A 23310-nucleotide genomic window follows, 5' to 3' on the forward strand; every position below is an offset into this window, starting at 1 on the left:
ATTTTTATTGACGAGGGCGAGCGCGGCCTCGTCTTCACGCACGTTCTCCCGCGCCAGAACCGGAAGGCTCACATTTTCTCGCAAAGTCTTGGATTTTCCTCAGTCACCGACTAGCTTAATTCGCGTCCTGCTGCCACCTGCGTGAAAGGGAAATCCGACCGATGCCGGGCCCCGCCGACCGATCCGTGAACGCTCCACAGTTGCCAGGTGGACAACCCCACGGCCCATCCTCTTCACATCGAACCGGCGCGACCCCTCGTTTACCGCTGGGGCGTCTCCTTTTACTCCTCTTCGCAGGTATTTCGCTTCTTGCTGGCCTGGACGCGGCGCTCGTCCGACTCGGCGGTGTGGCCCCCGTTTCTTCCGTGACATTGGGTTCGGTTCACGGGATCCTCATGATCTACGGATTCCTTGGCACGGCGATCTGTCTGGAACGCGCTGTCGCGATTGGACGGGACGCTGGTACCGGAGCTTCGCGCAATTCTCAGCACCAGTTAGGACGGGGTCGGCTGTGGGCGTATGCGGCTCCGCTGCTCAGCGGGCTTGCCGGTGCTGTCACGATCGTCCTCGCTTCCTTCCCCGCAGTTGAGCGCGTCCTCGTTCAGCTTCCGATCCCTCGCTACCTGACTGCTCACCTCGGTGGTTTTCAGGCAGCACGCTTGCTCCCCGGTCTGCTGTGGACCGGCGCGTTGGCGATGCTCGTTGCGATCTACGTTCACGTGTGGAGGAAACGTCAGAAATCCTCTGCCGTCCTCATCCAAGGTCTGGGTGCCGTCATCGGACTTGTTGGGGTTCTCCTGTGGGGTAGGGGCCTGGAGATTCCGGCGATTATGCCGTGGTGGCTGATGTTTCTCGTGGTGACGATCATCGGGGAGAGACTGGAACTGGCTCGTCTCGGCTTTCTTTCGGGCTCCACAGAGCAACGCATCACCACGGAAGTATGCCTCCTCATTTTTGCGCTCATCCTCTCGCTGGTTGTTCCCATCTATGGATATCCCATGCTCGGCATCACTTTGGGTGTCCTCGCGGCTGATGTCGCCTGGCACGATGTCGCTCGCAAAACGATCCGCATCCCAGGGGTTCCACGTTTCGCCGCAGCAGCAATGCTCATGGGCTACGCATGGGCGATGGTTCCAACGATTCTCTGGGTGATCCATCCCCCGATTTTCGATGGGTACGCTTACGACGCGATCGTCCACGCGGTGACAATCGGTTTCATCCTGTCAATGGTCATGGCTCATGCCCCGGTGATTATTCCCGCGGTGGCTCGCCGCGACGTTCCCTACCACCCGATGATGTGGATTCCCCTGGTATTCCTCGAGGTCGGTCTCCTGCTGCGTCTTCTTGCCGGAGCACGCGAAGCAGATGGACTGTGGCGCCTGGGTGGGAGCCTCTCGGTTGTTGCCGTCCTCGTCTTTGTTGCCTCAACGCTGACTCTGACGATTCTCGGCGCGCGCCGCAACAAGGCTGAGAAGACGCGAAGCGCGACAACTGGGGTGACTCCGTGAACATGCGCGCCCCTGAAATGCGCACCCCGCAGCGCGGGGGCGGGCGCACCCGTCTTCCGCGCACCGACCGGCTCACTAGCGTGTGGCTGTGCGGGGCTCTCCTCGCCGCGGTTGTCACCATCATCGGTAAAGGACTCCTCCCTCAGCCCCTGTGGACAACAATTCATCTGGTGACCCTCGGTGTGCTGACGAACGGAATTTTCCAATGGTCCTGGTACTTCACGCGGACCCTTCTGCATCTGCCCCCGGGCGAGCGTCATTCGGGTCGCGACAACACTGTTCGGATCGTGTCCTTCAACGTCGCATTAGTCGCGTTGATCGCGTGCATGTGGGTGGGTTTCTGGCCGGGAGTTGTCGCGGGAGCCACCGTGGTTGCGTTGGTTGCCAGTTGGCATGGTTTGGCTCTCATCCTCAGTGGACGAGGACGACTTCGCTCACGTTTCGCCGTCATCTTGCGGTTCTACATCGCCGCGAGTGCTTTCCTTGTGTGCGCGGCCTGCCTTGCGGGTTTCGTTGCCGTTGCGATGCTTGACCCGAATGCGCCCGATTGGTTGGTCGGAGTTAGAGATTCCCTCACGGTCGCTCACGCCCTCTCCGGTGTTGTTGGCTGGGTGGGTCTGACGATCGGGGGCACGTTGGTCACTTTGGGCCCCACGGCTTTGCGGACCCGTATTGATTCCCAGGCAGTTCCTTTGTCCACGCAGGCACTGCCCGCGTGGGTCGCGGGGCTGCTCATCGCAATCGTCGGAGCTCTCCTAGGCCAGACGGCGGTCATTGGCTGGGGCCTTGTCATTGTTGCACTGGCTGCCGGTGTTGGCGTGGCTTTCCCGCTGGCTCGCAGCGCCGCGCGCAAAGGTCCGTCAGAATATGCGTCTCACGCGATATGTGCCGGTGTTATGTGGCTGCTGGTAGGGCTGATTGCGGTTGCCGTTGGCGCCCTGGTTCATCCCGATACCACAGCGCTGCGGACCTTGACGATCACATGGCTTCCCCTCATCGGTGCCGGCGGCGCAGGCCAGGTATTCATCGGAGCTCTGAGCTATCTCATGCCCGTCGTGATCGGGGGTGGACCCAGCGTGGTCCGAACGGGGATTGCGTGCATCGAGGTCCTTTCTCCGTGGCGTTTGGCCACGCGTCAAAGCGCCCTCGCGCTTCTGGCTTTCGTTGCGGCCCTCCCCCAGACACCAGCAGTGACGACAGCCCAGGGGCATCCGGGCTCGGTGATCACCGGGTGGGGATTTTCGGCGCTCGTCCTCGTCATGTGGCTGGTGGTCCTTGGAGCCTATCTGGCAGATGTCGTTCTTCTTGCGCGTGCCGGTATTGCTCAGATACGAGCAAAAGCATCGTTGGTGACTCCGGCTTTCCCCGCACCTCCACCGGAAATTCACCGCACGTCACACGCCCTCACCCTGTCCCCATCGGACCCGCAATCCCCTCCAGGCACGACTCGTGACACCGCGACATCTGACACGACATCGTCCCAGGACCGAAAGGAACGCACGCCATGAAGTCCCCCGCTTCCGATACGCACTCACCGCTGTCCCGGACCGCCGTCGCCGTCATGGGACTGGTCACCGTCCTCGCGTTAGTTGTCGCCGTGATCCTCTCAAACCCGGGAGCACCGGGGGCGGCCTCGTCCTCGTCAATGAATCAGACCCACGAGGCGACTGCTTCCGCACACGTGACTCCGACGGGAGAAACCACGAGAGTCACGGTCGGTGTCGACGGCATGTCCTTCACTCCTTCACGCATTGAGGTTCCTGCGGGGAACTCCCTGATCATCACCTTCACGAACACGGGGGATCAACGTCACGACCTGGTCTTGGAAAACGCCGTGGAATCGGGGTCGCTGGCACCGGGGGAATCAACAACGCTTGACGTCGGCATTGTGTCCTCACATATTGAGGGCTGGTGTTCTCTGCCCGGGCACCGACAGATGGGGATGGTTCTGAACATCATCGCAACCGGCATCGAGGGCGACAACGCAAATGGCGAAGCGAAAACCTCGGATTCTGCCGGGCACACCGGTCATTTGGGGCACGCGGCCTCGTCCTCGTCAGTCAACACTCACGACCTACTCACCCACGCGAAGACCCGTGAGCCGCGCGACCCGACGCTTTCTCCCATCCCCAATGGTGACGTCCATAAATACACCTTCACCATCACTGAGCACACAGACAAGATCACGGACACGCTGACGCAGGAGACATGGACGTTTAACGAAACAAGTCCTGGCCCTACGCTTCACGGGAAAATCGGTGACACATTCCGTATCACCCTGGTGAATAAGGGAACGATGAGTCACTCCATCGACTTCCACGCCGGACTTGTCTCCCCCGACGCCAATATGCGCTCCATTGAACCCGGTGAAACCCTGACCTATGAATTCGTTGCACACAACGCCGGGATCTGGCTGTATCACTGTGGCACTCCCCCGATGTCCATGCACATTGCGAACGGAATGTACGGCGCCGTTGTTATTGACCCCTCCGACTTGGACCCCGTTGACCACGAATACGTGATGATCGCGGCTGAAACATATCTCGGGGCCAACGGAGAAACGGCGGACGCTAACAAACTCGCCGCGATGATCCCCGACGCGACGGCATTTAATGGCATCCCCTTCCAGTACTCCGCGCATCCCATCAACGTGAAAGTCGGCGACAGGATCCGCGTGTGGGTGCTTGACGCCGGACCGAATCTGCCGATCTCCTTCCACGTTGTTGGGACCCAGTTCGACACTGTGTGGCGCGAAGGTGACTACCTGATCCAGGAACGTGGACGAGGAGGCGGCGCGGCGCAGGTCCTCTCACTCCAAGCCGCTGAGGGTGGTTTCGTTGAATTCACCCCGCTGGAAGCTGGGCACTACCCGTTTGTTAACCATGCGATGAGCCTGGCTGAGAAAGGGCTGCGCGGGGTCTTTAACGTCACCGAATAGGATGCCTGCGCTGAGTCGATTTGTCCTCGCCTTCCACCCGTGCGCGAATGTGTCTTCGGACCCTGCGCGGCGGCGCTGTCTGGCCAACTACCCGCCCAGAAGAGAAAGCGACCGGGATCTCCTCCCCACCTCGTGCTTCCTCAGGCCCGCAATTGATACGATTCCCGGGTGCTGTCGACCTACGCTGAGATTCTCCGCTTGAAAAGGGCCTGGCGGTTTTCTCTGGCCGGCCTCATCCTTCGACTCCCCATGTCAATGATGGGGATTTCGATCATTCTTCTCGTGCGCGTGGAATACGGGAACTACACCCTGGCAGGCGCCGTCTCAGCCGTCAACATTATCGCTCTCGCGTGCGTTGCCCCCACCCTGGCGAGGCTTGTTGATCGACACGGCCAGCTCAAAGTCATGGGACCGGCGTTAACGATCTCGACGCTTTCAACAGCCGGGTTGCTTACGTGCGCGGTTCTTCATGCTCCCGAATGGATGCTTTTCGTCCTCGCCGCCCTTGCCGGGGCAACCTGGGGGTCACCCGGAGCGCTCGTGCGATCACGCTGGGCCACAGTCGTTGACGAACCCAAGCAGTTGACAACCGCCTATGCCTTCGAGGCGGCAATGGATGAACTCGTCTACATCCTGGGTCCCGTCCTGTCGACGGTACTGGGAACAACGATCCACCCGGGAACAGGTATCGCCCTGTCTATTGCTTTCTTAACTATCGGGAGCATCGGGTTCTTTGCACAGCGCAGTTCCGAACCCACGCCCGTTCCTCACGATCCCGACGTGGCCCACGCGTCCGTTATTCGCCGACCTGCGGTGATTGTCCTCGCACTGACGTACATCGGTGCGGGCACAATGTTCGGAGCCAATGACGTCTCCGCAGTTGCCTTCGCCGAGCAGCTGGGGGCTCCCGCGATGTCCGGTGTTCTTCTGGCGGTCTTTTCCATTGGGTCGCTGACGTCCGCCCTCATTTATGGTGCCCGGACATGGGTTCAGCCACTGTGGAAGCTCTTCGGCTTCGGTGTTTTCGCTATGGCCGTTGGTGTCACCACGTATCTTCTGGCCCACAGCATCCTCGCTATGGCGATCGCTATGGTCGTCACCGGTATTGCCTGTGCCCCCACGATGACGAACGTCAACATGATTATCGCGAAGGTCGTGCCTGCATCTCAGCTGACCGAGGGTCTCACGTGGATGTCAACGTCCCTCAATCTGGGGATTTCCGTGGGCTCCGCTTTGGCCGGTCCCGCCATCGATGCCACCGACGCTCACGGCGGCTACGTTGTCATGGTTGGAGCCGCGTGGGTCATGGTGCTTCTCATGCTTATTGGCCTGCGCACACTCAAGCGATCCACGGAGGAAGCACCCCTGCCTTCCCTCGACTAACTCTGCTACGCGGTGCGCCGAACAACGAGCTGCGTCGGCAAAACAACCGAGGTACTGGATTCGCCGTGAATCAGGTCGATGAGCAGCCGCACAGCCTCGCGACCGAGTTCTGCAAAAGGTTGACGAACCGTGGTGATCGGCGGATTGTAATGATCAACCCCTGGAACATCATCGAAACCACAGATCGCGATGTCCTCTGGAATGCGTAAACCGCGGCTGACGCACGCCCAAATCGCACCCATTGCCATGTAGTCATTGCACGCAAAAACCGAGTCGACACCCTCGTCGAGGAGAGAGAGCATTGCGTCGAATCCCGAGCGGGAACTCCAGTCGCCCGCACGTAGCAGTCGCGTATTTGGCAGCGGAGCATTTTCCTTCCACACCTGGAGACGGGAATCTGAATCCACCCAACCTGATGGTCCGGTGATCATCGCCATGCGTTGACCGTAACGACGGAGGTGATCAATAACATCTGCTGCACCTTGACGCTGGTTTGCCGACACCGTCGAGATCCCTGTGACGGCGGGTTCATCGTTGGCCACGAGGACCGTTGGGATCGTTGCAGAAACACGCAGTGCCTCACGCACGTGAAGGGTTGTGTTACATAGAACAATGAGCCCTTCGATCATTTCATCTCGAAGCAGCTGAAATGCCGCAGTGAAATCCGGGATCGTGCCTTCGCCCGTGACAACTACTCGGGGAGAAAGATCGGCCGATCGAGCTGCACTTTCAATTGATGACACAAGAAGAAGCTGACCGAGCACCTCGGATCCCGTATCAATGACGCCGATAGCACCGGAACGATTCGTTGCGAGCATTCGCGCAGCCTGGCTCGGCCTGTAGCCCAGTGTTTCAATGCTTCGCTGTACGGCATCCGCGGTTGATTTCTTCACCATTTCCGGGTTGTTCAACACCCGTGAAACAGTTTGCGGCGACACCTGTGCAAGCCGCGCGACATCACGAATTGTTGGAGCGCCCAGTTTTCGGCCCACACCCACGTCTTTCCCCACGTTTCTCTATTCAGAATGCCCATCACAAGTTTCCATCAAACTCCATAATCGCTGATGAGCATGAAACAGGTACCGTTCTCTTGCATTGTAATGTTTCTACCCCGACAAAAGGGCGTTGGGGTGTCTGGTAGACCGGGACACCCCAACGCTTCCTTCTATTGATCCAGCAAAATTCCCCCAGCGGCAGATGCGTGGCGCGCCGGTGAGAAAATTGCTGGGCCTGACGTGTTTCTCCTCGATGTTTTCCTACGTGGATGTTTTCCTACGCGAGGAGGGCCTCCTCCCTGTGACGGAAGTATTCAATCGAATCACACACCAGTGCGTCCAAGATCACCGGATCGGTTTTTCCATTGCGAGCGGCATACGGACTGGAACCTGCACCCAAAGGCTCAGGTGTGACGTATCGTCCTGGAGCATTGTGTCCAATGAGATACAAGGCCATGATGATGGCATCAATGTCCATTGATCCCGAACCCAACGCCAGTCGATTCGAGTCAGCCATGTGGATATTCACCAAACGATCACCTGCGCTCAGGATCGCTTCAGCAATGTTCCATTCGCTTGATTGCATGTGGTAGACATCGCCGTTGATGTGCTGAACACCTGGGCTTCCGACAGCCTCGATGTAGCGTTCGGCATCCTTGACCGTATGTACAAGAGTTGTCTCATCGGCGCGAATCGGCTCAATCGCTCCTTTGACTCCATGAGGCTCAAACTCATCTGCAACGCTTCTAAGCGCCGCAACTGATCTCTCAAACTCGTAGGCGTCATACTCCGTGGCCCTACCGACAGCTGCGGGAACAATGAGCAAATACGAGCCGCCCATTGCCTGACAAAATTCAAGTTCCCGACGAATGTAGTCAAGCGCCCGCTGTTGAGCGATCGGGGCATTTGATGCCAGGTCGTTGTCCTCTGAGAACATTCCGCAGACTCCGGCGGTCGTTAAGCCGTGGTCAGCAAGAATCTTCTGAGTTTCTGCAACGTCATACCCCAAGGAGTCACCGTAGTGGTTCCCATGAAGTTCGATGAAGGACAATCCAGCTTTCTGAAGTCGTGACGCTGTTTGCTCAAGTGTCTCTAAACCAAATCCCCAGTTGGACCACGACAGATTCAGACGATTCTTAAACTTCTCTGGCGTTTCTCGCTTAGCTGTTTCGAAGCGTTCAACGAGCCGTGCCCGGCTTTCTTCGTAGTTTTGCATGTTCTTTCTCCTCGTCTTCACTCGGTCTCAGAGGTAGTCTTTACAGTTCGACGAATCGATGACGACAACATCGACGGGCTGAAGTTTCTCAATTTTCTCGCCTTTTGCGACCTTGACTGCCTGCTCAATGGACTGTGAGCCCATGACCTTCGACTGCTGAGCAACCGTGGCAACAAGCGAACCGTCACACACTGCCTTCACGGCATCAGCTCCACCATCGATACCGATGGTCTTGACCTTTCCTGCCTTACCTGCTGCGTTAATCGCTTCAACAGCCCCCAGTGCCATTTCATCGTTCATCGAGAGGAAGCCAACAAGGTCAGGATTTGCTTGAAGGATGTTCTGGGCAACAGTCAGTCCCTCCGAACGCTGATAATTTGCTGTCTGTTTCGCGACGATACTGATATCGGGGAAATCAGCGAGGACGTTGTCGAAACCTGTTCCACGATCGATTGCCGATGACGCACCGGGAACTCCTTCAAGAATTGCGACCTTGCCTTTTCCTCCAAGCGCCTCAAAAAAGGCTTTCGCCGTTACTTCACCGGCGGTGACGTTATCAGTTCCGATATGAGCAACAATCTCGCCGCCCTCGGACGTTCGGTCGACTGTGATCACGGGAATTCCTGCCTTGTTCAGCGCCTCAACTGAAGATGCAATAGCCTCCCCATCCGTCGCGTTCAGCACGGCAACATCAACGCCTTCGGTGATGAAGTTCAGAACGTCATTTGACTGAGTGTTCGCATCGTCCGAAGCATCAGCAAACTTCAGATTGATCCCCAGTTTTTTCGCCGCTTCGTCAACGCCTTCCTTCATTGAGACAAAGAACGGATTCTGTAGGGTGGATATGGCGAAGCCGATCGTGATCTCCTTGGAGTCGTGATCTCCGTCTGATCCTGAGTCACTGCCGCCCGTGATCGGCTCTCCCGATCCACATCCGGCAAGTACGAGAGCTGCTACTCCAGCCAATGCAACGAGTGCATGTTTCAACGATTTCATGATGATCCTCCTTGATCATGATGTAAAGAGTTGGGTTTTCTGTGATGAACGTTCGAGATTTCGTATGGACGACACCTCGCGCTGCGCGTTTACGACTTCGTTCGCGCTTTTGCTTCCTGGCTTTGACGTGCGTTTTCCACGAGAACAGCGAGCGCAATGACCGCGCCAATGACAACCTGCTGCCAGAAGGACGACACATTAAGTAGGTTGAGCCCGTTACGTAGGACACCGATGATCAAGACGCCAACCGCGGTTCCGGCGATGGACCCATAACCGCCTGTGAGGCTCGCACCTCCGATGACGACGGCAGCAATCACATCGAGTTCAATCCCGGTTCCTGCTGTGGGCTGGGCAGATCCCAACCTCGATGTCATCATGATTCCCCCGATGGCTGCAAGAACTCCCGCACATGCGTAGACCGCAACGGTGAGTCGTTTGACGGGAACGCCTGACAATCGTGAGACCTCGTAGCCTGCACCTACAGCAAATAACGACCGTCCTGAAGGCATGAATGCGAAATACAAACCTCCGAGGATCATCAAGACAACAGCGATGATGACCGATGTTGGTAGCCACCCACCGATGTAGAAGGTTGTGAGGTTCCTGAATCCTTTGGGATACCCAGAGAGCGGGCGTCCTTCAAGAACGACGAGCGCAAGGCCTCTGGCCACGGACATCATGGCAAGAGTGGCGATGAATGGGGGGAGTTTCCCCCAGACAATCAGTCCCCCGTTGACCACGCCGCAGAGAAGTCCAACGACAATGGCGCTCAGAGCCGCAACCCAGACACTGATCCCCATGTTGATGTGGAGAACCCCAACAAAAGCCCCGGACAAGGCAAGAACAGACCCCACGGAGAGGTCGATCCCTCCGAGGATAATTACCGCTGTTCCACCGATTGCAAGAACACCGAGGATTGCGACTTGTTGACCAATGTTGAAAATGTTGCTGATCGTCAAGAAATTCGGTGATAAGAACGAAAGAAAGACCATCAGGAGGACGAGGGCGACGAGCGGTCCAAAAAATGTCGGTAGTGATCGTTTGACTCGGGGTTTCTTTACTGAGTCGTGCTCCGCTGCGAGGCTCAGCTCATTGCGGGTTTCCATCACCTGTTACCCCTTTCTGACTGTGAAGTAGTGGTGTTCATGGCTGCGCCTCCAAAATTTGTTCACTCACGGCAAGGCGCATGATTGCTTGCTCAGAGAACTCATCACGCTGAAGCTCACCTGCGAATTTCCCATTCGACAACACGATGACGCGATGAGAAATCCCCATGATTTCAGGGAGTTCAGAGCTCACGACAACGACTCCAGCCCCTTGCTCAGCGAGCTGGTGGATGAGTGTGTATATCGCGGAACGTGCTCCAACATCAATTCCCCGAGTTGGTTCATCAAAGAGAAATACTCGTGGTGCAAGGGGAAGCCACTTGCCGATGACTCCTTTTTGTTGATTCCCTCCCGAGAGGGTTTCCGCAAGCTGATTGAGTTGACCTCGAAGATCAACGTCATCTTTCACGTTCTTCGCTGTTGTGCGGAGCTTTCCTACAGGTGTGATTCCTCTGAGGAATGCACGCGTCGGCAACGTGATGTTGTCTTCGATTGTCAGTCTTTGAGCAAGTCCCTGCCCCTTACGGTCTTCAGGGACGAGGACGATCTTGCGTCTAATGGCATCACGGGGTGATCGAAGGTCGAGAGTTTGCCCATCAAGGATGATGTCCCCACTCTCGGCTTTGCGTGCACCCGCAATCGTTTCGAGTAACTCAGTTCTACCCGCTCCAACAAGACCTGCGATTCCAAGAATTTCGCCTTGGTGTAGTTCGAGAGAGATGTTGTCAAACTCTCCCGAGCGACTCAGTTGACGAATTTCGAGGAGCACCTCCGATTTCGGTGTGACCGGTTCGGGGTAGATATGTGTTAAATCGCGACCAACCATTGATGCGACCATGCTCTCCAGGTCGACTTTTCCCGTGTCCCACGATTTCACACGCGAGCCATCTCTTAACGTCACCACTGTGTCGGCAACAGAGTGCGTCTCGATGAGTCGATGCGTAATCCACACGATTCCCACACCGTCACGTTTCAAGTCTTCAACGATGGTGTAGAGCACATCGACTTCGTCTTGCCCAAGCGATGCAGAGGGCTCATCGAAAACGATGATCTTCGGATTCTGAGAGAGCGCTTTGGCGATTTCGACGAGCTGCTGCACCGCAACGGAGCATCTGCCCGTGAGAGTTGTTGGCGCGAGCTCTGCCAATCCAACTCTCGCCAATAGTGCAGCTGCGTCCGAGTTCATCTTGTCGCGATGAACAAGTCCTGCGCGCTGAGGAAAACGTCCGAGGAAGATGTTTTCTGCAACTGTGAGGTTGGGAAGCAGCGAAAGTTCCTGGTGAACAAGTACCACTCCGCAGGCCGTCGCATGTGCGGGACCGCTGGGTGCGTATGGCTGTCCATCAAGGAACATTTCTCCCGCATTGGGCGAATGCACTCCGGAGAGTACTTTCATCAGCGTGGATTTCCCAGCACCGTTTTCCCCAATAAGTGCGACAGCTTCACCGTAATGGACATCGAAGTCCACCTCGTTGAGTGCCTTAACTCCGGGAAACGCTTTGACGATTCCACGCAGAGAAAGGCCGTCGTTGATCGGCGGTTCGTTCCACTTTCCCGAAGCGATACTCGGCGTACCTACTCTTTGTGTGGGGGCACTAGCCTGAGCCTCCCCCAGCATCCCATTCTTTTCAGAGTCCAAGTTCGACATTTCCAGGTCCGTAGTGCTTGAGCATGACCAGCGGTTCAGAATCAGATTCATTCGTGATGACGACGCCTCGTCGCGCTGCCGCCGATGTCACGAAGTATTCGTCTCGTGTGAGTTCGTTGATACGCACCATCGTGATCGCCGAGAGTTCGTGACCGTCGATGGTTCCGTGGCCCTGCACGGCGATCAGACCGTAGGCGTCCTCTTCTTCAATGAGTGCGCTCTGTCCGGGGAACACCGTGAGTTCTTTGGCGCTAAAGGCCGTTGACTTGTAGACAATCCACTTCTCAACAAAGCGTCCTCGTCCGTGTTCTTTCGAGAATTCAGTTTCGTAGGGGGTTGTTGCGCGGTTAAGGTGGAATTGCGGATCGACGTTCGCCTCCCAGTCCAGCATGTCAACGAGCTTTGAGTAGTCGCCCCAATGCTCCTGTGGAACGTCTTTCCACAGCAGCTCAGCTGAAACTTCCATGTTGTTCGACCATGACTCAAACATCGAGAGCACATCCGATGCTCGCTGGGGTTCGTAGGTGCAGATCGATGCGGGTGCATGGAGGATTCCTGCCGGAACATCCCAGCCTTTGCCGAGCTGTGGACGATATCCCTGAGACAGGTCGGTGATTCGGTTGTCTCCGCCACGTTCATGACGACGCAGATGGTCCTCAAGTTGTTCGCGCGTGGTTTCCGGGTGAAGGCCGATGTACATGATCGACTGCTCACCGAGGTAGTTATTCATTTGAGGCGAGAAGTAGTAGGCTTCCGGCTTGCCTCGCTTCCCAATTGGCAGCATGTCGCGGTCCATTGGATGCATGTGGAAGGGAAGCGGGAGCAGGTTGTCGTAGAACTTTGAGTAGGCATCCCAACGCCCATATTCGTTCCAGCTGCGTGCGCCAATCGCATCTGCCGTAAACGAGTCAATGATGTCATCAAGCGGAACGAGGACGCCGTTCGCTGACACAGCAAGACTCAGCCCCTCGTAAGGCCCGGTTCCTGGGCCGTTGTCAGCCCGCGTTGTCGATCCAAGCCATCGCTCATCGATTCCACCTCTTCCCTTCTCAAAGGGGAAGTAGTCATCGGGGTGGAGCCGGAGTCGACGTCCCGGAGTGCAGAAAGCACGGGGCACCCATGCCGGCGCAAGCCGCAGAACACCTTGCCCTTCGTTGAAGACAGAATCAACTGCTGATGCAGTGGCATCGACAGGAAGATCGAAGGTTGTTTCTTTTGCCATTGTGGTCCTCCTTGACCGGTATTTGTCGTGCGCTCTACGGCTGCACGAGGCCCTTTGACAGAATGACGTTCGCCCACGTACGGGTTTCTCCCGTCGCGATAACGACAGATGCTTGCGATACCAGGGGGTAGTAGTCCCAGCGACCAACCATCACGTGGGGCGCTTCTCCGAGTGTCTGAAGAATGTCCTTTTCAGCGGGAGGGAGCGATTCTTCTGCCGAATCCATGAGAATCGGCGGATGGTCCTCATCGAGGGGCAAGACTGAGAGCACTGCCTTAAGCACCGGGATGACCCCGATACCGGGAATGCGAATCACCTTCGAGTTCGTACGCTCGGCCGGAAAGTTGCCATCAACGATCGCAACCGTGTCGGAATGCCCCATCTCGTCAAGCGATTTGAGGATGTCACCCGTAAGTAGCGGATCAATGCCTGTGAGCATGTTGTTCACCTTCTGTGCTGAACACTTCTGTGTCGCAGGAGCATCGTTACTCTCACGACTGTCTTAGACCCAGATGTTACCGGTCTCATTGTAAATTGTCTAGCGATTCATTGATGTTACAAAGTTGTTATATATGCCCTGATTTACTGCTAAAACGGCATCACTAGCGGTATTCAGCATGAGAGTTTCGGTGTAGTGTTACCGGTCTCATTAGTCGATCTGTACTCGGTGATCATCCAGCCAGTATGAGCGTTCACTGACATTGACCATTCACGGCTCACGCCATCACCCGCGCGCTTTCAGACTTGGAGTAGATGATTCGTTCGCGCCAACAGCGAAGGAGATTCACTCGACCCAAGGGACGAGGACGAGGCCGGTTTTCAGGGCACGCTGGTATGCCCCAACTCTGATGGGGCACGTATCAATACGGACTCGAAACGAGAGCCTCAATGCCCTTAGCTGCGTACAGTCGATCCCCGGATAACAAGTTGAGGAGTCAGCACAACCTTCTGATGGACGTGAGGGACGGCCGTATCTAGCTCATCAATGAGCAGCCTGACCGCAGCCTCTCCCATCTCATGTCCCTGCATGGTGACACTCGTCAGTGGAACGCGACAGTCAGCAACCGAAGAGTTTCGATCACATCCCATCACCGCGATGTCTTCGGGGATCGAAATACCCGCATCGCAGAGGCCTTCAATAAGTCCCGCAGCAAGTGAATCTGACACGCAGATAATTCCATCAGGGCGCGATTCGGGGCTTCGTCCCACGATCCTCGCTGCACTCTCGTGGCCATCGATTTCTTTGACCCCCGAAACGATGATCTCCTCAAATCTCGCGCGTCCGGCACACTCTTTCATTCCCCGACGCACGCCTCGTCGCCGGAGTCGAACAGGCTGGTATTCCTCATCTGCTCCGGCGATGAAAGCGATTCTCTTGCACCCGATGTCCAGCATGTGTTGAACCGCGAGGTAGCCAACTTGTTCATTGTCGACGCCGACTGTGCACAGGTCATGATCTTCCTGGTCGTAGTTGATCAGCACGACAGGAACATCGCGCGCTTTCAGACGCCTCACGTGAGCGGATGAGTCCCGCACTGGAGCCAGGAGAAGCCCGGACACTCGGGCTTCGTTGAAGGAGTCAACGTTGTCGCTTTGCGCATCGAAGTCATCTGAGCTGTCCGCCAGCAGAAGGTTATGTCCCGCCTTTCGAGCAGCCTCCTGAGCGCCCCGAGCAACGTCAACGAACATGGAATTTGCCAGGCTGATGACAACAAGCCCGATGTAGCTCGAACGTCCAGATGCTAGTGAACTAGCATTGGCGTTGCGAACGAATCCCAGCTCGTCAATCGCAGCCTTTACTCGATCGATCGTTGATTGAGAGACTCGTTCCGGATGGTTCAGCACGTTAGAGGCGGTACCCAGAGACACTCCAGCTCGGTCAGCGACATCCCGCAAACGCGGCGACCCACTTGCGTGCGTGAGCACCTTCGCGTCTCCTTTTCGATTCCGGTTCCAACACCGTCAGCCTTTGACCGCTCCTGCCGTCATTCCTTCCTGAATCTTACCGTTAAAGAAGACGAACATGATCAGCGGTGGGATTGTTATCAGGAGAACGTCCATAAAGAGCAAGTTCCATTGATTCAGCCCTTGTGATTGGTAGTTGTAGAGCGTCAGCTGAACGGTTTCGTTACCTTGGCCAGGCAGGAAGTAGAGCGCGTAGGTGAAGTCGTTGAACACAGTGACGGCCTGCACAACAATCACCGTGACAATTGTTGAACGGAGCAACGGAAAAATCACCCTGAAGAAGAGCTTCAATGGACCTGCGCCATCGATAATTGCGGCCTCGTCAAGCTCACGTGGGATTGTTTCGACAAACGCTCTGAAGAGCAAGATACAGAACGACAGGCCGAAGGCCACGTGAATAGCGATGAGTCCCGCGAGAGTCTTGTAGAGTCCGATCCCTTCAAGCACCCAGATGGTGGGAACAACAGCGGGAGGAATGATCAACCCCATCATGACGAAGATGTTGATGATGCCGTTCCACTTCGACTGACGTCGCTGAAGGACGTATCCGACCATCGCACCTAGAACGACCTGGATCGCAACGGCGATCACTGTGACGATGAATGAATTGATAAAGGCACGGATGAGGACGTAGTCCTGCGTTGCGATGACAGTCTTAAAGTTCTCAATAAAATGCCATTCAGTCGGGAGAGAAAACTCCAGGAGTGAGGCTTCCTTTTGCGGCTTCGAGGCAGTCAGCAGGATGAAGACAAACGGAACGATGAAGATGACGATGCTGAAAAGGATGGCGATGATCCCCGGAATAACGCCCCTGCGAGACCTGTTATTCATACGGGCGGTCAGGGAGGTACTCATGATCGCTGACCTTTTCTGTTGAGCCACATGTTCAGCGGGATAACGATCAACGCGATGACGAGGAACAGCACAACGTTCCCTGCGGTTGAGAGTCCGTAGAACCCTGCTTGATACTGCTTGTAGATGACGGAAGCGATGACGTCTGACGAGAATCCAGGGCCTCCGCGAGTCATTGCCCAAATGAGGTCGAAGGAACGCAGGCCGCCAATGAGAGACAAGATGATGACGGTGACCGTTGCGGGACGACACAGCGGAAGCGTGATGTTTCTAAAAATTTCCCACGAACCCGCGCCGTCCATCTTGGCTGCCTCAACGTATTCACTTGGGATTGCAACGATCCCGGAGATGTAGATGACCGTCGCCAGACCGACACCTTTCCACACGTCAACGCCGGCAACTGAAAAGAGAGCGAGGTGGGGATCAGTTAACCACCCCGGTCCACGGATACCAACAACCTCAAGCGCTCGGTTGACGAGACCGTCCTGAGGATCCAGAAGAACTTTCCATGTGACGCCAACTCCGATCGTCGACACAAGGACGGGGAAAAACACGACAGAACGAAGGTAGTTTCGTCCCAACACCTGCGAGGTGAGCAGCACTGCGAGAGCCAGCCCAAGAATCACCTTTGTTCCAGAGGTGACGAAGGCGTAGATGAAGGTATTGACGAAGCCTGTGATGAGCGCGGGTTCCTTGAAAAATTGGACAAAGTTGTCTAGGCCGATGAACTCCATGTCGAACAGGGTCCAGCGCGTCAACGAGAAGTAGAACGAGGCGACTGTGGGTATCAAGAAAAGGACAACGAAGAATACGCCAGCCGGGATATGGAAGTAGAGGGGGTAGTAGCGATCGAGTCCCCGTTTTTTCTTTTTCACGGACCCAGCGGTCACGTCGAGCTGCCCTGTTGTCTGCGCACTCTGTGTTGCAGTAGCCATCATTGCTTTCTCCCGTTTCATCGTTGGGGTGACTTCCTCATGGAGAGCCACCCCAACGATGACGTCACATCATGTCACCAGCCCTTGAGCCCAAGCTGTTGAGCTTGCTTCTCAACGTCTTGGTCGTAAAGAGCTGCTCCTTCGGCCGCACTGGAAATGCCAGATCCCACCTGAACCGTGATCTGTTCAAGAGATGGGCCTTTGATGGGGGACAGGAACTCAAGGGCAAGACCGGTCTTTCCCTCATCGAAGTACGGAGTCATGTCTGAAATGAGCGAGGCCGCACCTTCAGGCACATCGCAGCCGTCGATGACAAATGGCCCGCCAACGGGGATTGCGCTCCCTATTGCCTCACACGCTTGGGGAGTTGCCAGCCAATTCAGCACTTCGATGGCAGCTTTGAGCTTGTCACCTTTCGTTGACTTGGGGATAGACATTCCTTTTGGAGTACCAATAGTCAGACCATTGATTTCAGGGCTGTCTGAGGGAATCGGAAACACACCGATCTTTGAGTCAGCATCCGGATAGTTTTGGCCAATCGCCGCGGCAGCGTTCGACGTCAGCATCGGGTAGTGAGCTCCTGTGCCTTCGGCAAGCATTTTCATGCCATCGTTGTAGGTGGCCGAGGCGAAGTCATCGTTCATGTATCCCCGATCAAAGACATCCTGCATATGCTGGAATCCTTGGATTGCGGGTTCGTCGACATATTTCGCCTTGTTCGCGGTGTACTTATCGGCCCAATCGGGATCAGCGGCCATCACGTTGTAGGCATCGCCAAGCACGGGAATCTGAGAAGACCAGGTGTCGGAGTAGGTCTGAACGACAGGAGTGATTCCAGCGGCCTTGATTTTTTCGTTGTTGGCCATGAACTCATCCCAGGATCGGGGAATTTTTAGGCCGAGGTTCTTGTAGATGTCCTTGTTGTAGATCATCCCGAAAGCGAACGAAGTTCCAACCGGCAGTTCATACAGACCAGAGTCCGTTGACACTGCTTGCTTCCAGTTGTCGTTCACCTTGTCTGTCCACTCCTGATCCGACAGATCCACCAATGTCTCATCGGGACGAAGCGCCTTGAGAAGTGAGCCCGAGTTGTACCATAAGAGGTCATTCATATCACCCGTCGCAAGACGTGTCTTGACCAAGTTATCTCCCTCCGAACCTCCTGGGTGAGTTTCGTAGGAGATCTGAATCTTGTCGTGAGACGAGTTGAATTTCTCGACCAACGAGTCCCACAGCGCAATGGATGTTAAGGGGTCGGAGTCGATATAGATGGAGAGTGTGATGACGCCGTCGGCAGATGCTCCGCTTTCCGACGAGCCACCGGTGCCGCACGCGGAAAGCCCCAGCGCGCTCACGAGCGCAACTGCGGTGACCGTGGCAATGGACTGACGAGTTCTCATGCTGTTGTCCTCCGTGAGGTGATAGCCCAATCACTCCCCCATTGGAGTGACTCAAGGCATGAAATTGAGTTGAATCGTTTCAACACTGGGTATACTACGAACTATCAATGAGGCCGTCAACCCATTCGGGGGTAACAGTTTGGATACGATCCGCATAATTCCAGTATTTATGAGGATTTAGTCCATGAAACCTCTCTGCTTCATCTGATCTCTCCTCGAAAGTTTCACGGTCACTGTCCACTCACCTTGCAACTTTTGGAGTGAAACGATTTAATAAGAGTGTTTGACCCCTCAGCCTCTCGCGCTGGTCACTGTCGGTGCAATGAAGCACAAGATCAGATTAGGTGCCCTGATGTTTACCCTTCCCAACGAAAACACCCCCGATCCCATGACAACCGTCTCCTCCCTACGTACACGCTTCAATCCCTCTCTCCTTGGAGTACCGCTTGAACAGCCACGACTCCAGTGGACGCTTAAGTCAGAAGAGGCCACTTCACGCCAGGTCGGCTACCAGATCCGTTATCGACGTGCTCATCGTGCCGAGTGGACGATTGCTCAGCCCATAGCATCCACAGTTTCCATCGCTATCGAGGCTCCCGGCGGCCAGCTGAAAGCACGAGAAGTCCGTGAATATGCTGTCCGCATTGCCACCGACGCGGGCTGGACACCCTGGTCGGAACCGTTCATCGTCGAGGGGGGACTTGATCCAGACTCCCTCACCGCACAAGTCATCGGTATTCCTACCGAGGTTGAGGGGCCCGCGGCCTCGCTTCGCCGTGAATTTTCCCTGGACTTCGAGCCAATGAGGGCACGACTCTACGTGTCCGCGCTCGGCCTCGTACACCCGAGGCTCAACGGCCACGCTGCTTCCGACACGTACCTCACCCCCGGATGGACGGAGTACCGCGAGCGCGTACTCGTCGATACCTACGATGTGACGAAGCTGCTGAAAAGAGGAGAGAACGCGATCAGCCTTCTCGTAGGCGACGGCTGGTATCGAGGTCGCATGGGCTTTGCGGGGCGAACTGAAATCTATGGGAGCCAATCGGGGGCAATCGCTCAGCTCGAGATCGAAGGTGCCAATGGTGAGGCACTGACACTCATCACGGACCAGACGTGGCACGGTGGTTTTGGTGCGATCCAAAGCGCATCTATCTACGACGGCACGATGATCGATTTACGCAAAGACACCGGCGACCCGTCACTTCCAGGTTTCAACGAAACCGAGTGGGCCCCCGTTTGTGTCATCGACTGTGATCGAAGGATCTTCGAACCGCGTCCTGTGCCCGGCGTGCACGAGATCGCGACATTCCCCATGAGCATTGTGTCCGGAGATGTATCCGACGCAACTCTTCCGGTGATCCTCGATGCGCAGCAGAATGTTTCCGGTTGGGTGCGTCTGAAAGTCAGCGGGCAGCCCGGGGCGCGGATCACGGTGCGTCACGCAGAGATTCTGGAAGCTGACGGCTCACTCCACACAGCATCTTTACGAACAGCGAAAGCAACAGATACGTACATTCTTGGCGAATCGGGCACAGTTGAACTTGAACCGATATTGACTTTCCACGGATTCCGTTACGCAGAAGTCACCGGCCCCGTCTCTATCGCAGAGGCCACGGCTGTCGCAATTTCCACGCATCTCCAACGACGCGGCACACTGACCACCTCTCATCAAACTCTCAATCGTTTCCATGAAAACGTTGTGTGGTCCCAGGTCGACAACTTCGTGTCGGTGCCAACAGATTGCCCTCAGCGCGATGAGCGCCTGGGGTGGACAGGGGACGCTCAGGCCTTCGCGGCAACGGCAAATACTCTGTTCCACACGGAAGCGTTCTGGATGTCGTGGCTGCGCGACCTCGAACTGGATCAGCCCGAAGACGGATCGGTTGCCTCTGTTGTTCCGAACATCATCTCGGGTGACGCCTCAATGGGAAACAACGAGATTAACGATATGGGCAGAGCCGGCTGGGCCGATGCCGCAACAATCGTTCCCTGGGCAACATATATCTCAACGGGGTCGCCCCTTGTCCTGATATCCCAGCTCGACTCGATGCGCCGATGGGTGGATCATCTTCGCACTCGCGCGGATGCTCACACACTTCTTCCGGAGGAACCCTTCCAGTACGGTGATTGGCTCGATCCGGATGCTCCCGCTGCCCAGCCGTGGAACGCGAAGACTGATCCGCTGTTCGTCGCGAATTCTTTCTATGTTCATTCCGCGCGGATTCTGGCTGAAACAGAGGCACTCGTTGGAGATCAACGCAAAGCACAAGAGTACGCGGACCTCGCAGATCGGGTGGCGTTTGAGACGTGGAAACGCTGGAGACATGAGGCGCACGAAACCCAGACGGGTGCCGCAATGTGCCTGGAGTTCCGCATTGTCCCAGACGATGAGCGAGCCGAACTCGCCGATTCGCTTGCCACCAATGTTCGCGCCGAACACGGCAGGATCGCCACCGGATTCCTTGGAACACCCTTAATTCTTTTTGCACTGAGCCACGCCAACAAGTGGGAGGAGGCATACATGATGCTCCTGAGGCGTGACCCTCCCTCGTGGCTCTATCAGGTCGATCGCGGCGCAACAACGGTGTGGGAACGCTGGGATGCCATTAAAGCGGATGGGTCGATTCATGCCGGCGACATGGAGGGCGACGGCAACGGGATGATTTCCTTCAACCACTATGCCTACGGCGCGATGATCGATTGGGTGTATCGCAACGTCGCCGGTATGGAACCGATCGAGGCCGGCTACGCGCGCACACGAATCGGACCTCGCCCTTCCTCAGCTGTGACACGTGCGTCGGCCTCGATCGAGACCCACTTCGGTATGTTGTCGATCAATTGGCATCTGGTTGACGATTCCCTTGAGGTTTCCCTCGACGTTCCCTTTGGTGTGACCGCGCAGCTTGATCTGCCTCTAACGGAGGATTCTCAGTTGACGATTAACGGCGCAGCCGCGTCAACATCGTCAACAACACTCAGGCACGGGCACTATACGATCACCGCTTCACGGGTATCAGTGATCCACGTTGATGCAGCCGCATCATGACTCATTCACTTCCACCAGATTGCACACCGGATTCAATTCGATCATTGAGCCCCCTCCCCCTATTCGAGTTAACGCGGGGAGTCCGAGCTCAATCCCGAACGCCTGATGATGACCAACGGATCCGTTGGTTCTACCCACACGGACAGTTCGCTCGCGGCGCCTACCGCGCGCTGTTGGCGCGAAGCCAGCAGACAGTTCGTCACGTGTCGTATCCGGATAACGCGATGTTCCCTGTATCCAGCGCGCTTTTCCGTTTTCGGGGTACCGGCACGGTTTCGCTCGTCGCCTCGTGCGGTCAGGTACTTGACGAGGACGAGGCAGCATCCTTTCGTCATGAGTCCGTCACCACTCCCACGTTGTCCCTAGGGGAAAGGGTCCGTCTTCCCTGTACGCTGAGGGTTGTTTCCGACCGTGGTGAGCCACCCGCGCTCCGTTCGCTCATCGAACGGGGCGACGCGCGTGATGCTTTGCAGATTCTGCGTAAATTGTGGGGAGGGATGCTTGAGGCAGGGGCTCAGACGTTCTGGGAGGAATTCCCTGTCGAGGGCGAGCCTCACGAACAGATGTATGGACGTCCTTTCGGTAAGAGTCTCTGCCACGGTTGGGCGTCAGGTCCGGCCGAGCTTCTCCCGTTAACCCTTCTGGGAACACGACCGCTTGTGCCCGGGTGGGCAGAATTCACCGTGAGTCCTGACCTTGGGGACCTGGACTGGGCTGCGGCTGTCATTCCCGCACCGGCGGGCGACATCGCGGTTGTGGCTGAAAAGACGGTGACGACGGTTGCCGTTCCTCGGGGAACGACTCTCGTGGTTCAGGAGAAACGAATCAACGGCCCAGCTCTCCATCGTTGGTGATGGACAGATCGGACATTGACACCGAATGCGACTTCTCATAACCTCATATTGAAACGATTCACCGACTTCGACGACGAAGGAAAGTATCCATGTCCGACCTCACCCAACAGCTCATTCGTCTGGCCAATGACATCGGCGGGGACACCGAGTTTTCACGTGCCGGCGGCGGCAACGCCTCCGTGAAGCGCGACGGCATCCTCCATATCAAACCCAGCGGTGTTCCTCTGGCAACGCTTCGCCAGGAGGAGCTGGTTCCCCTACGTATTGACGTTCTTTTGGATGCTCTGCATTCCGACGACGAAGTTGACGGCGACCCCGTGCGCGTTGCCGCGCAGAAAGCGCAGGTCGGAGATGCCGGTGGCCGACGCCCCTCCGTTGAAATTCTTTTCCACGCGCTGATTGATGATCCGCTTGTTCTTCACCTCCATCCGCTCACCGCCAATGCCGTGACCTGCAACGAGCGCGGCGAGGAGCTGGCCCGTGAGATCCTCGGCGACGATGCCGTGTGGGTGGATTACACGGATCCGGGTGTCCCGTTGGCTCGCGCCGTTGAGGATGCTCGCAACGCCCACGCCGCGCGCACCGGTAAGCCTGTTCCCGGCGTTGTTCTGCTGGGCAACCACGGAATCATTGTTTCTGGTGCCTCGTACGACGACGTCGCCCAGCGAGTCCATTCCCTCACCGATCGGATTCAACGGGCGATCGACCAAGCGCCTCAACCCGAGGAGATTGCTCATCCTCAGCTGAGTGCCACACAAAAAAAGGCCATTGTTGAATCGTTCCACCTCGTGACGGGCGCGTCGGCCAGCGCGTCCTCGGACTCAGGTTTAGCGCGTGATTACACCGGACCCCTAGCTGGCCCCGTTTCCGAGGGTCCCCTCATTCCCGACCAGATCGTCTACGCCGGTTCACTTCCCCTCGTTCTTCAAGGGGACGAGGACGAGGCCGCACTTTCCCACAAGGTCGAGCAGTTCCAGGCGACTCACGAACGTCTGCCGATCATCGCAGTCGTTCCCGGTGCCCTCGTCGTTGCGATCGGAGATTCACCCTCGGGCGCGGATAATGCCCTCGCAACGTACCTCGATGCTGTGCGAGTAGCAGCCGATGCAGACCGCATCGGAAAGGTCCGGGTGATGAACCAGGCCGAGCGTCACTTCATTGAGCATTGGGAGGCCGAAGCCTACCGGCGCTCAGTGGCAAAGGAACAGTAGTTCGCCTTATTTCGCAGGCCAACCACCGTCAC

Annotated in this window: 18 protein-coding genes; 7 read left to right on the plus strand and 11 right to left on the minus strand. The window is 56.5% G+C overall.

Annotation, left to right across the window (positions count from 1 at the left end; genetic code table 11):
- Positions 1 to 161: 161 nt before the first annotated feature.
- From G7Y41_RS09435 to G7Y41_RS09450, 4 genes are all read left to right on the plus strand, one after another.
- On the plus strand, positions 162 to 1508 hold the full coding sequence (locus G7Y41_RS09435; protein WP_231367291.1) for a DUF8744 domain-containing protein: 1347 nt from the start codon (positions 162 to 164) through the stop codon (positions 1506 to 1508).
- Between the two features lie 2 nt (positions 1509 to 1510).
- Positions 1511 to 3016: a hypothetical protein gene (locus tag G7Y41_RS09440; protein ID WP_231367292.1), complete on the plus strand. Its 1506-nt coding sequence runs from the start codon at positions 1511 to 1513 to the stop codon at positions 3014 to 3016.
- On the plus strand, positions 3013 to 4446 hold the full coding sequence (locus tag G7Y41_RS09445) for a multicopper oxidase domain-containing protein (protein ID WP_165316249.1): 1434 nt from the start codon (positions 3013 to 3015) through the stop codon (positions 4444 to 4446). Before G7Y41_RS09440 ends, G7Y41_RS09445 begins: the two co-directional genes overlap by 4 nt.
- A 168-nt stretch (positions 4447 to 4614) precedes the next feature.
- Positions 4615 to 5829 carry an MFS transporter gene (locus tag G7Y41_RS09450; RefSeq protein WP_165216771.1) on the plus strand — a complete coding sequence of 405 codons (1215 nt, stop codon included), beginning with the start codon at positions 4615 to 4617 and terminating at the stop codon, positions 5827 to 5829.
- Positions 5830 to 5834: 5 nt separating this feature from the next.
- Here G7Y41_RS09450 and G7Y41_RS09455 read toward each other — a convergent pair whose 3' ends face one another.
- The 11 genes from G7Y41_RS09455 to G7Y41_RS09505 form a co-directional block, all read right to left on the minus strand.
- On the minus strand, positions 5835 to 6839 hold the full coding sequence (locus tag G7Y41_RS09455; protein WP_196819507.1) for a LacI family DNA-binding transcriptional regulator: 1005 nt from the start codon (positions 6837 to 6839) through the stop codon (positions 5835 to 5837).
- Positions 6840 to 7101: 262 nt separating this feature from the next.
- On the minus strand, positions 7102 to 8040 hold the full coding sequence (locus tag G7Y41_RS09460; RefSeq protein ID WP_165316251.1) for a sugar phosphate isomerase/epimerase family protein: 939 nt from the start codon (positions 8038 to 8040) through the stop codon (positions 7102 to 7104).
- 27 nt (positions 8041 to 8067) lie between these two features.
- Positions 8068 to 9036, minus strand: coding sequence for a substrate-binding domain-containing protein (locus tag G7Y41_RS09465; RefSeq protein ID WP_165316252.1), 969 nt, complete (start codon positions 9034 to 9036; stop codon positions 8068 to 8070).
- Between the two features lie 89 nt (positions 9037 to 9125).
- Complete coding sequence (locus G7Y41_RS09470) at positions 9126 to 10142, minus strand: ABC transporter permease (protein WP_165217772.1); 1017 nt, start codon at positions 10140 to 10142, stop codon at positions 9126 to 9128.
- Between the two features lie 37 nt (positions 10143 to 10179).
- The gene (locus tag G7Y41_RS09475; RefSeq protein WP_165316253.1) at positions 10180 to 11790 is read right to left on the minus strand and encodes a sugar ABC transporter ATP-binding protein; all 1611 of its coding nucleotides are present in this window, start codon (positions 11788 to 11790) and stop codon (positions 10180 to 10182) included.
- Entirely contained in the window at positions 11771 to 13012 is a 1242-nt protein-coding gene (locus G7Y41_RS09480; protein WP_196819508.1) for a cupin domain-containing protein, read from the minus strand. The genes G7Y41_RS09475 and G7Y41_RS09480 overlap by 20 nt, the downstream gene beginning before the upstream one ends.
- A 34-nt stretch (positions 13013 to 13046) precedes the next feature.
- Positions 13047 to 13451, minus strand: coding sequence for an RbsD/FucU family protein (locus G7Y41_RS09485; RefSeq protein ID WP_165316254.1), 405 nt, complete (start codon positions 13449 to 13451; stop codon positions 13047 to 13049).
- Positions 13452 to 13906: 455 nt separating this feature from the next.
- Positions 13907 to 14938 (minus strand): LacI family DNA-binding transcriptional regulator, encoded by a 1032-nt coding sequence (locus tag G7Y41_RS09490; protein WP_165316255.1) that lies wholly within the window; start codon positions 14936 to 14938, stop codon positions 13907 to 13909.
- A 36-nt stretch (positions 14939 to 14974) separates the two neighbouring features.
- Positions 14975 to 15832, minus strand: coding sequence for a carbohydrate ABC transporter permease (locus G7Y41_RS09495; protein ID WP_196819509.1), 858 nt, complete (start codon positions 15830 to 15832; stop codon positions 14975 to 14977).
- On the minus strand, positions 15829 to 16785 hold the full coding sequence (locus G7Y41_RS09500; protein WP_196819510.1) for a carbohydrate ABC transporter permease: 957 nt from the start codon (positions 16783 to 16785) through the stop codon (positions 15829 to 15831). The genes G7Y41_RS09495 and G7Y41_RS09500 overlap by 4 nt, the downstream gene beginning before the upstream one ends.
- Positions 16786 to 16838: 53 nt before the next feature.
- A complete protein-coding gene (locus G7Y41_RS09505) occupies positions 16839 to 18164 on the minus strand; it encodes an ABC transporter substrate-binding protein (RefSeq protein ID WP_165316256.1) in 1326 nt (441 codons plus the stop codon).
- Positions 18165 to 18486: 322 nt separating this feature from the next.
- Between G7Y41_RS09505 and G7Y41_RS09510 the strand changes: the two genes are divergently transcribed.
- From G7Y41_RS09510 to G7Y41_RS09520, 3 genes are all read left to right on the plus strand, one after another.
- On the plus strand, positions 18487 to 21213 hold the full coding sequence (locus tag G7Y41_RS09510) for a family 78 glycoside hydrolase catalytic domain (protein ID WP_165316257.1): 2727 nt from the start codon (positions 18487 to 18489) through the stop codon (positions 21211 to 21213).
- 44 nt (positions 21214 to 21257) lie between these two features.
- A complete protein-coding gene (locus tag G7Y41_RS09515; protein WP_165316258.1) occupies positions 21258 to 22067 on the plus strand; it encodes an alpha-L-rhamnosidase C-terminal domain-containing protein in 810 nt (269 codons plus the stop codon).
- Positions 22068 to 22156: 89 nt separating this feature from the next.
- Positions 22157 to 23278: a class II aldolase/adducin family protein gene (locus tag G7Y41_RS09520; protein ID WP_165216792.1), complete on the plus strand. Its 1122-nt coding sequence runs from the start codon at positions 22157 to 22159 to the stop codon at positions 23276 to 23278.
- Positions 23279 to 23310: the final 32 nt, after the last annotated feature.

The sequence above is a fragment of the Schaalia sp. ZJ405 genome (genome assembly GCF_011038885.2).
Lineage (GTDB): Bacteria > Actinomycetota > Actinomycetes > Actinomycetales > Actinomycetaceae > Pauljensenia.

Coding starts and splice junctions, on each gene's coding strand:
- G7Y41_RS09435 (WP_231367291.1), top strand. CDS start 162: ATGCCGGGCCCCGCCGACCGATCCGTGAACGCTCCACAGTTGCCAGGT.
- G7Y41_RS09440 (WP_231367292.1), top strand. CDS start 1,511: ATGCGCGCCCCTGAAATGCGCACCCCGCAGCGCGGGGGCGGGCGCACC.
- G7Y41_RS09445 (WP_165316249.1), top strand. CDS start 3,013: ATGAAGTCCCCCGCTTCCGATACGCACTCACCGCTGTCCCGGACCGCC.
- G7Y41_RS09460 (WP_165316251.1), bottom strand. CDS start 8,040: ATGCAAAACTACGAAGAAAGCCGGGCACGGCTCGTTGAACGCTTCGAA.
- G7Y41_RS09465 (WP_165316252.1), bottom strand. CDS start 9,036: ATGAAATCGTTGAAACATGCACTCGTTGCATTGGCTGGAGTAGCAGCT.
- G7Y41_RS09470 (WP_165217772.1), bottom strand. CDS start 10,142: ATGGAAACCCGCAATGAGCTGAGCCTCGCAGCGGAGCACGACTCAGTA.
- G7Y41_RS09475 (WP_165316253.1), bottom strand. CDS start 11,790: ATGTCGAACTTGGACTCTGAAAAGAATGGGATGCTGGGGGAGGCTCAG.
- G7Y41_RS09480 (WP_196819508.1), bottom strand. CDS start 13,012: ATGGCAAAAGAAACAACCTTCGATCTTCCTGTCGATGCCACTGCATCA.
- G7Y41_RS09485 (WP_165316254.1), bottom strand. CDS start 13,451: ATGCTCACAGGCATTGATCCGCTACTTACGGGTGACATCCTCAAATCG.
- G7Y41_RS09495 (WP_196819509.1), bottom strand. CDS start 15,832: ATGAGTACCTCCCTGACCGCCCGTATGAATAACAGGTCTCGCAGGGGC.
- G7Y41_RS09500 (WP_196819510.1), bottom strand. CDS start 16,785: ATGAAACGGGAGAAAGCAATGATGGCTACTGCAACACAGAGTGCGCAG.
- G7Y41_RS09505 (WP_165316256.1), bottom strand. CDS start 18,164: ATGAGAACTCGTCAGTCCATTGCCACGGTCACCGCAGTTGCGCTCGTG.
- G7Y41_RS09510 (WP_165316257.1), top strand. CDS start 18,487: ATGAAGCACAAGATCAGATTAGGTGCCCTGATGTTTACCCTTCCCAAC.
- G7Y41_RS09520 (WP_165216792.1), top strand. CDS start 22,157: ATGTCCGACCTCACCCAACAGCTCATTCGTCTGGCCAATGACATCGGC.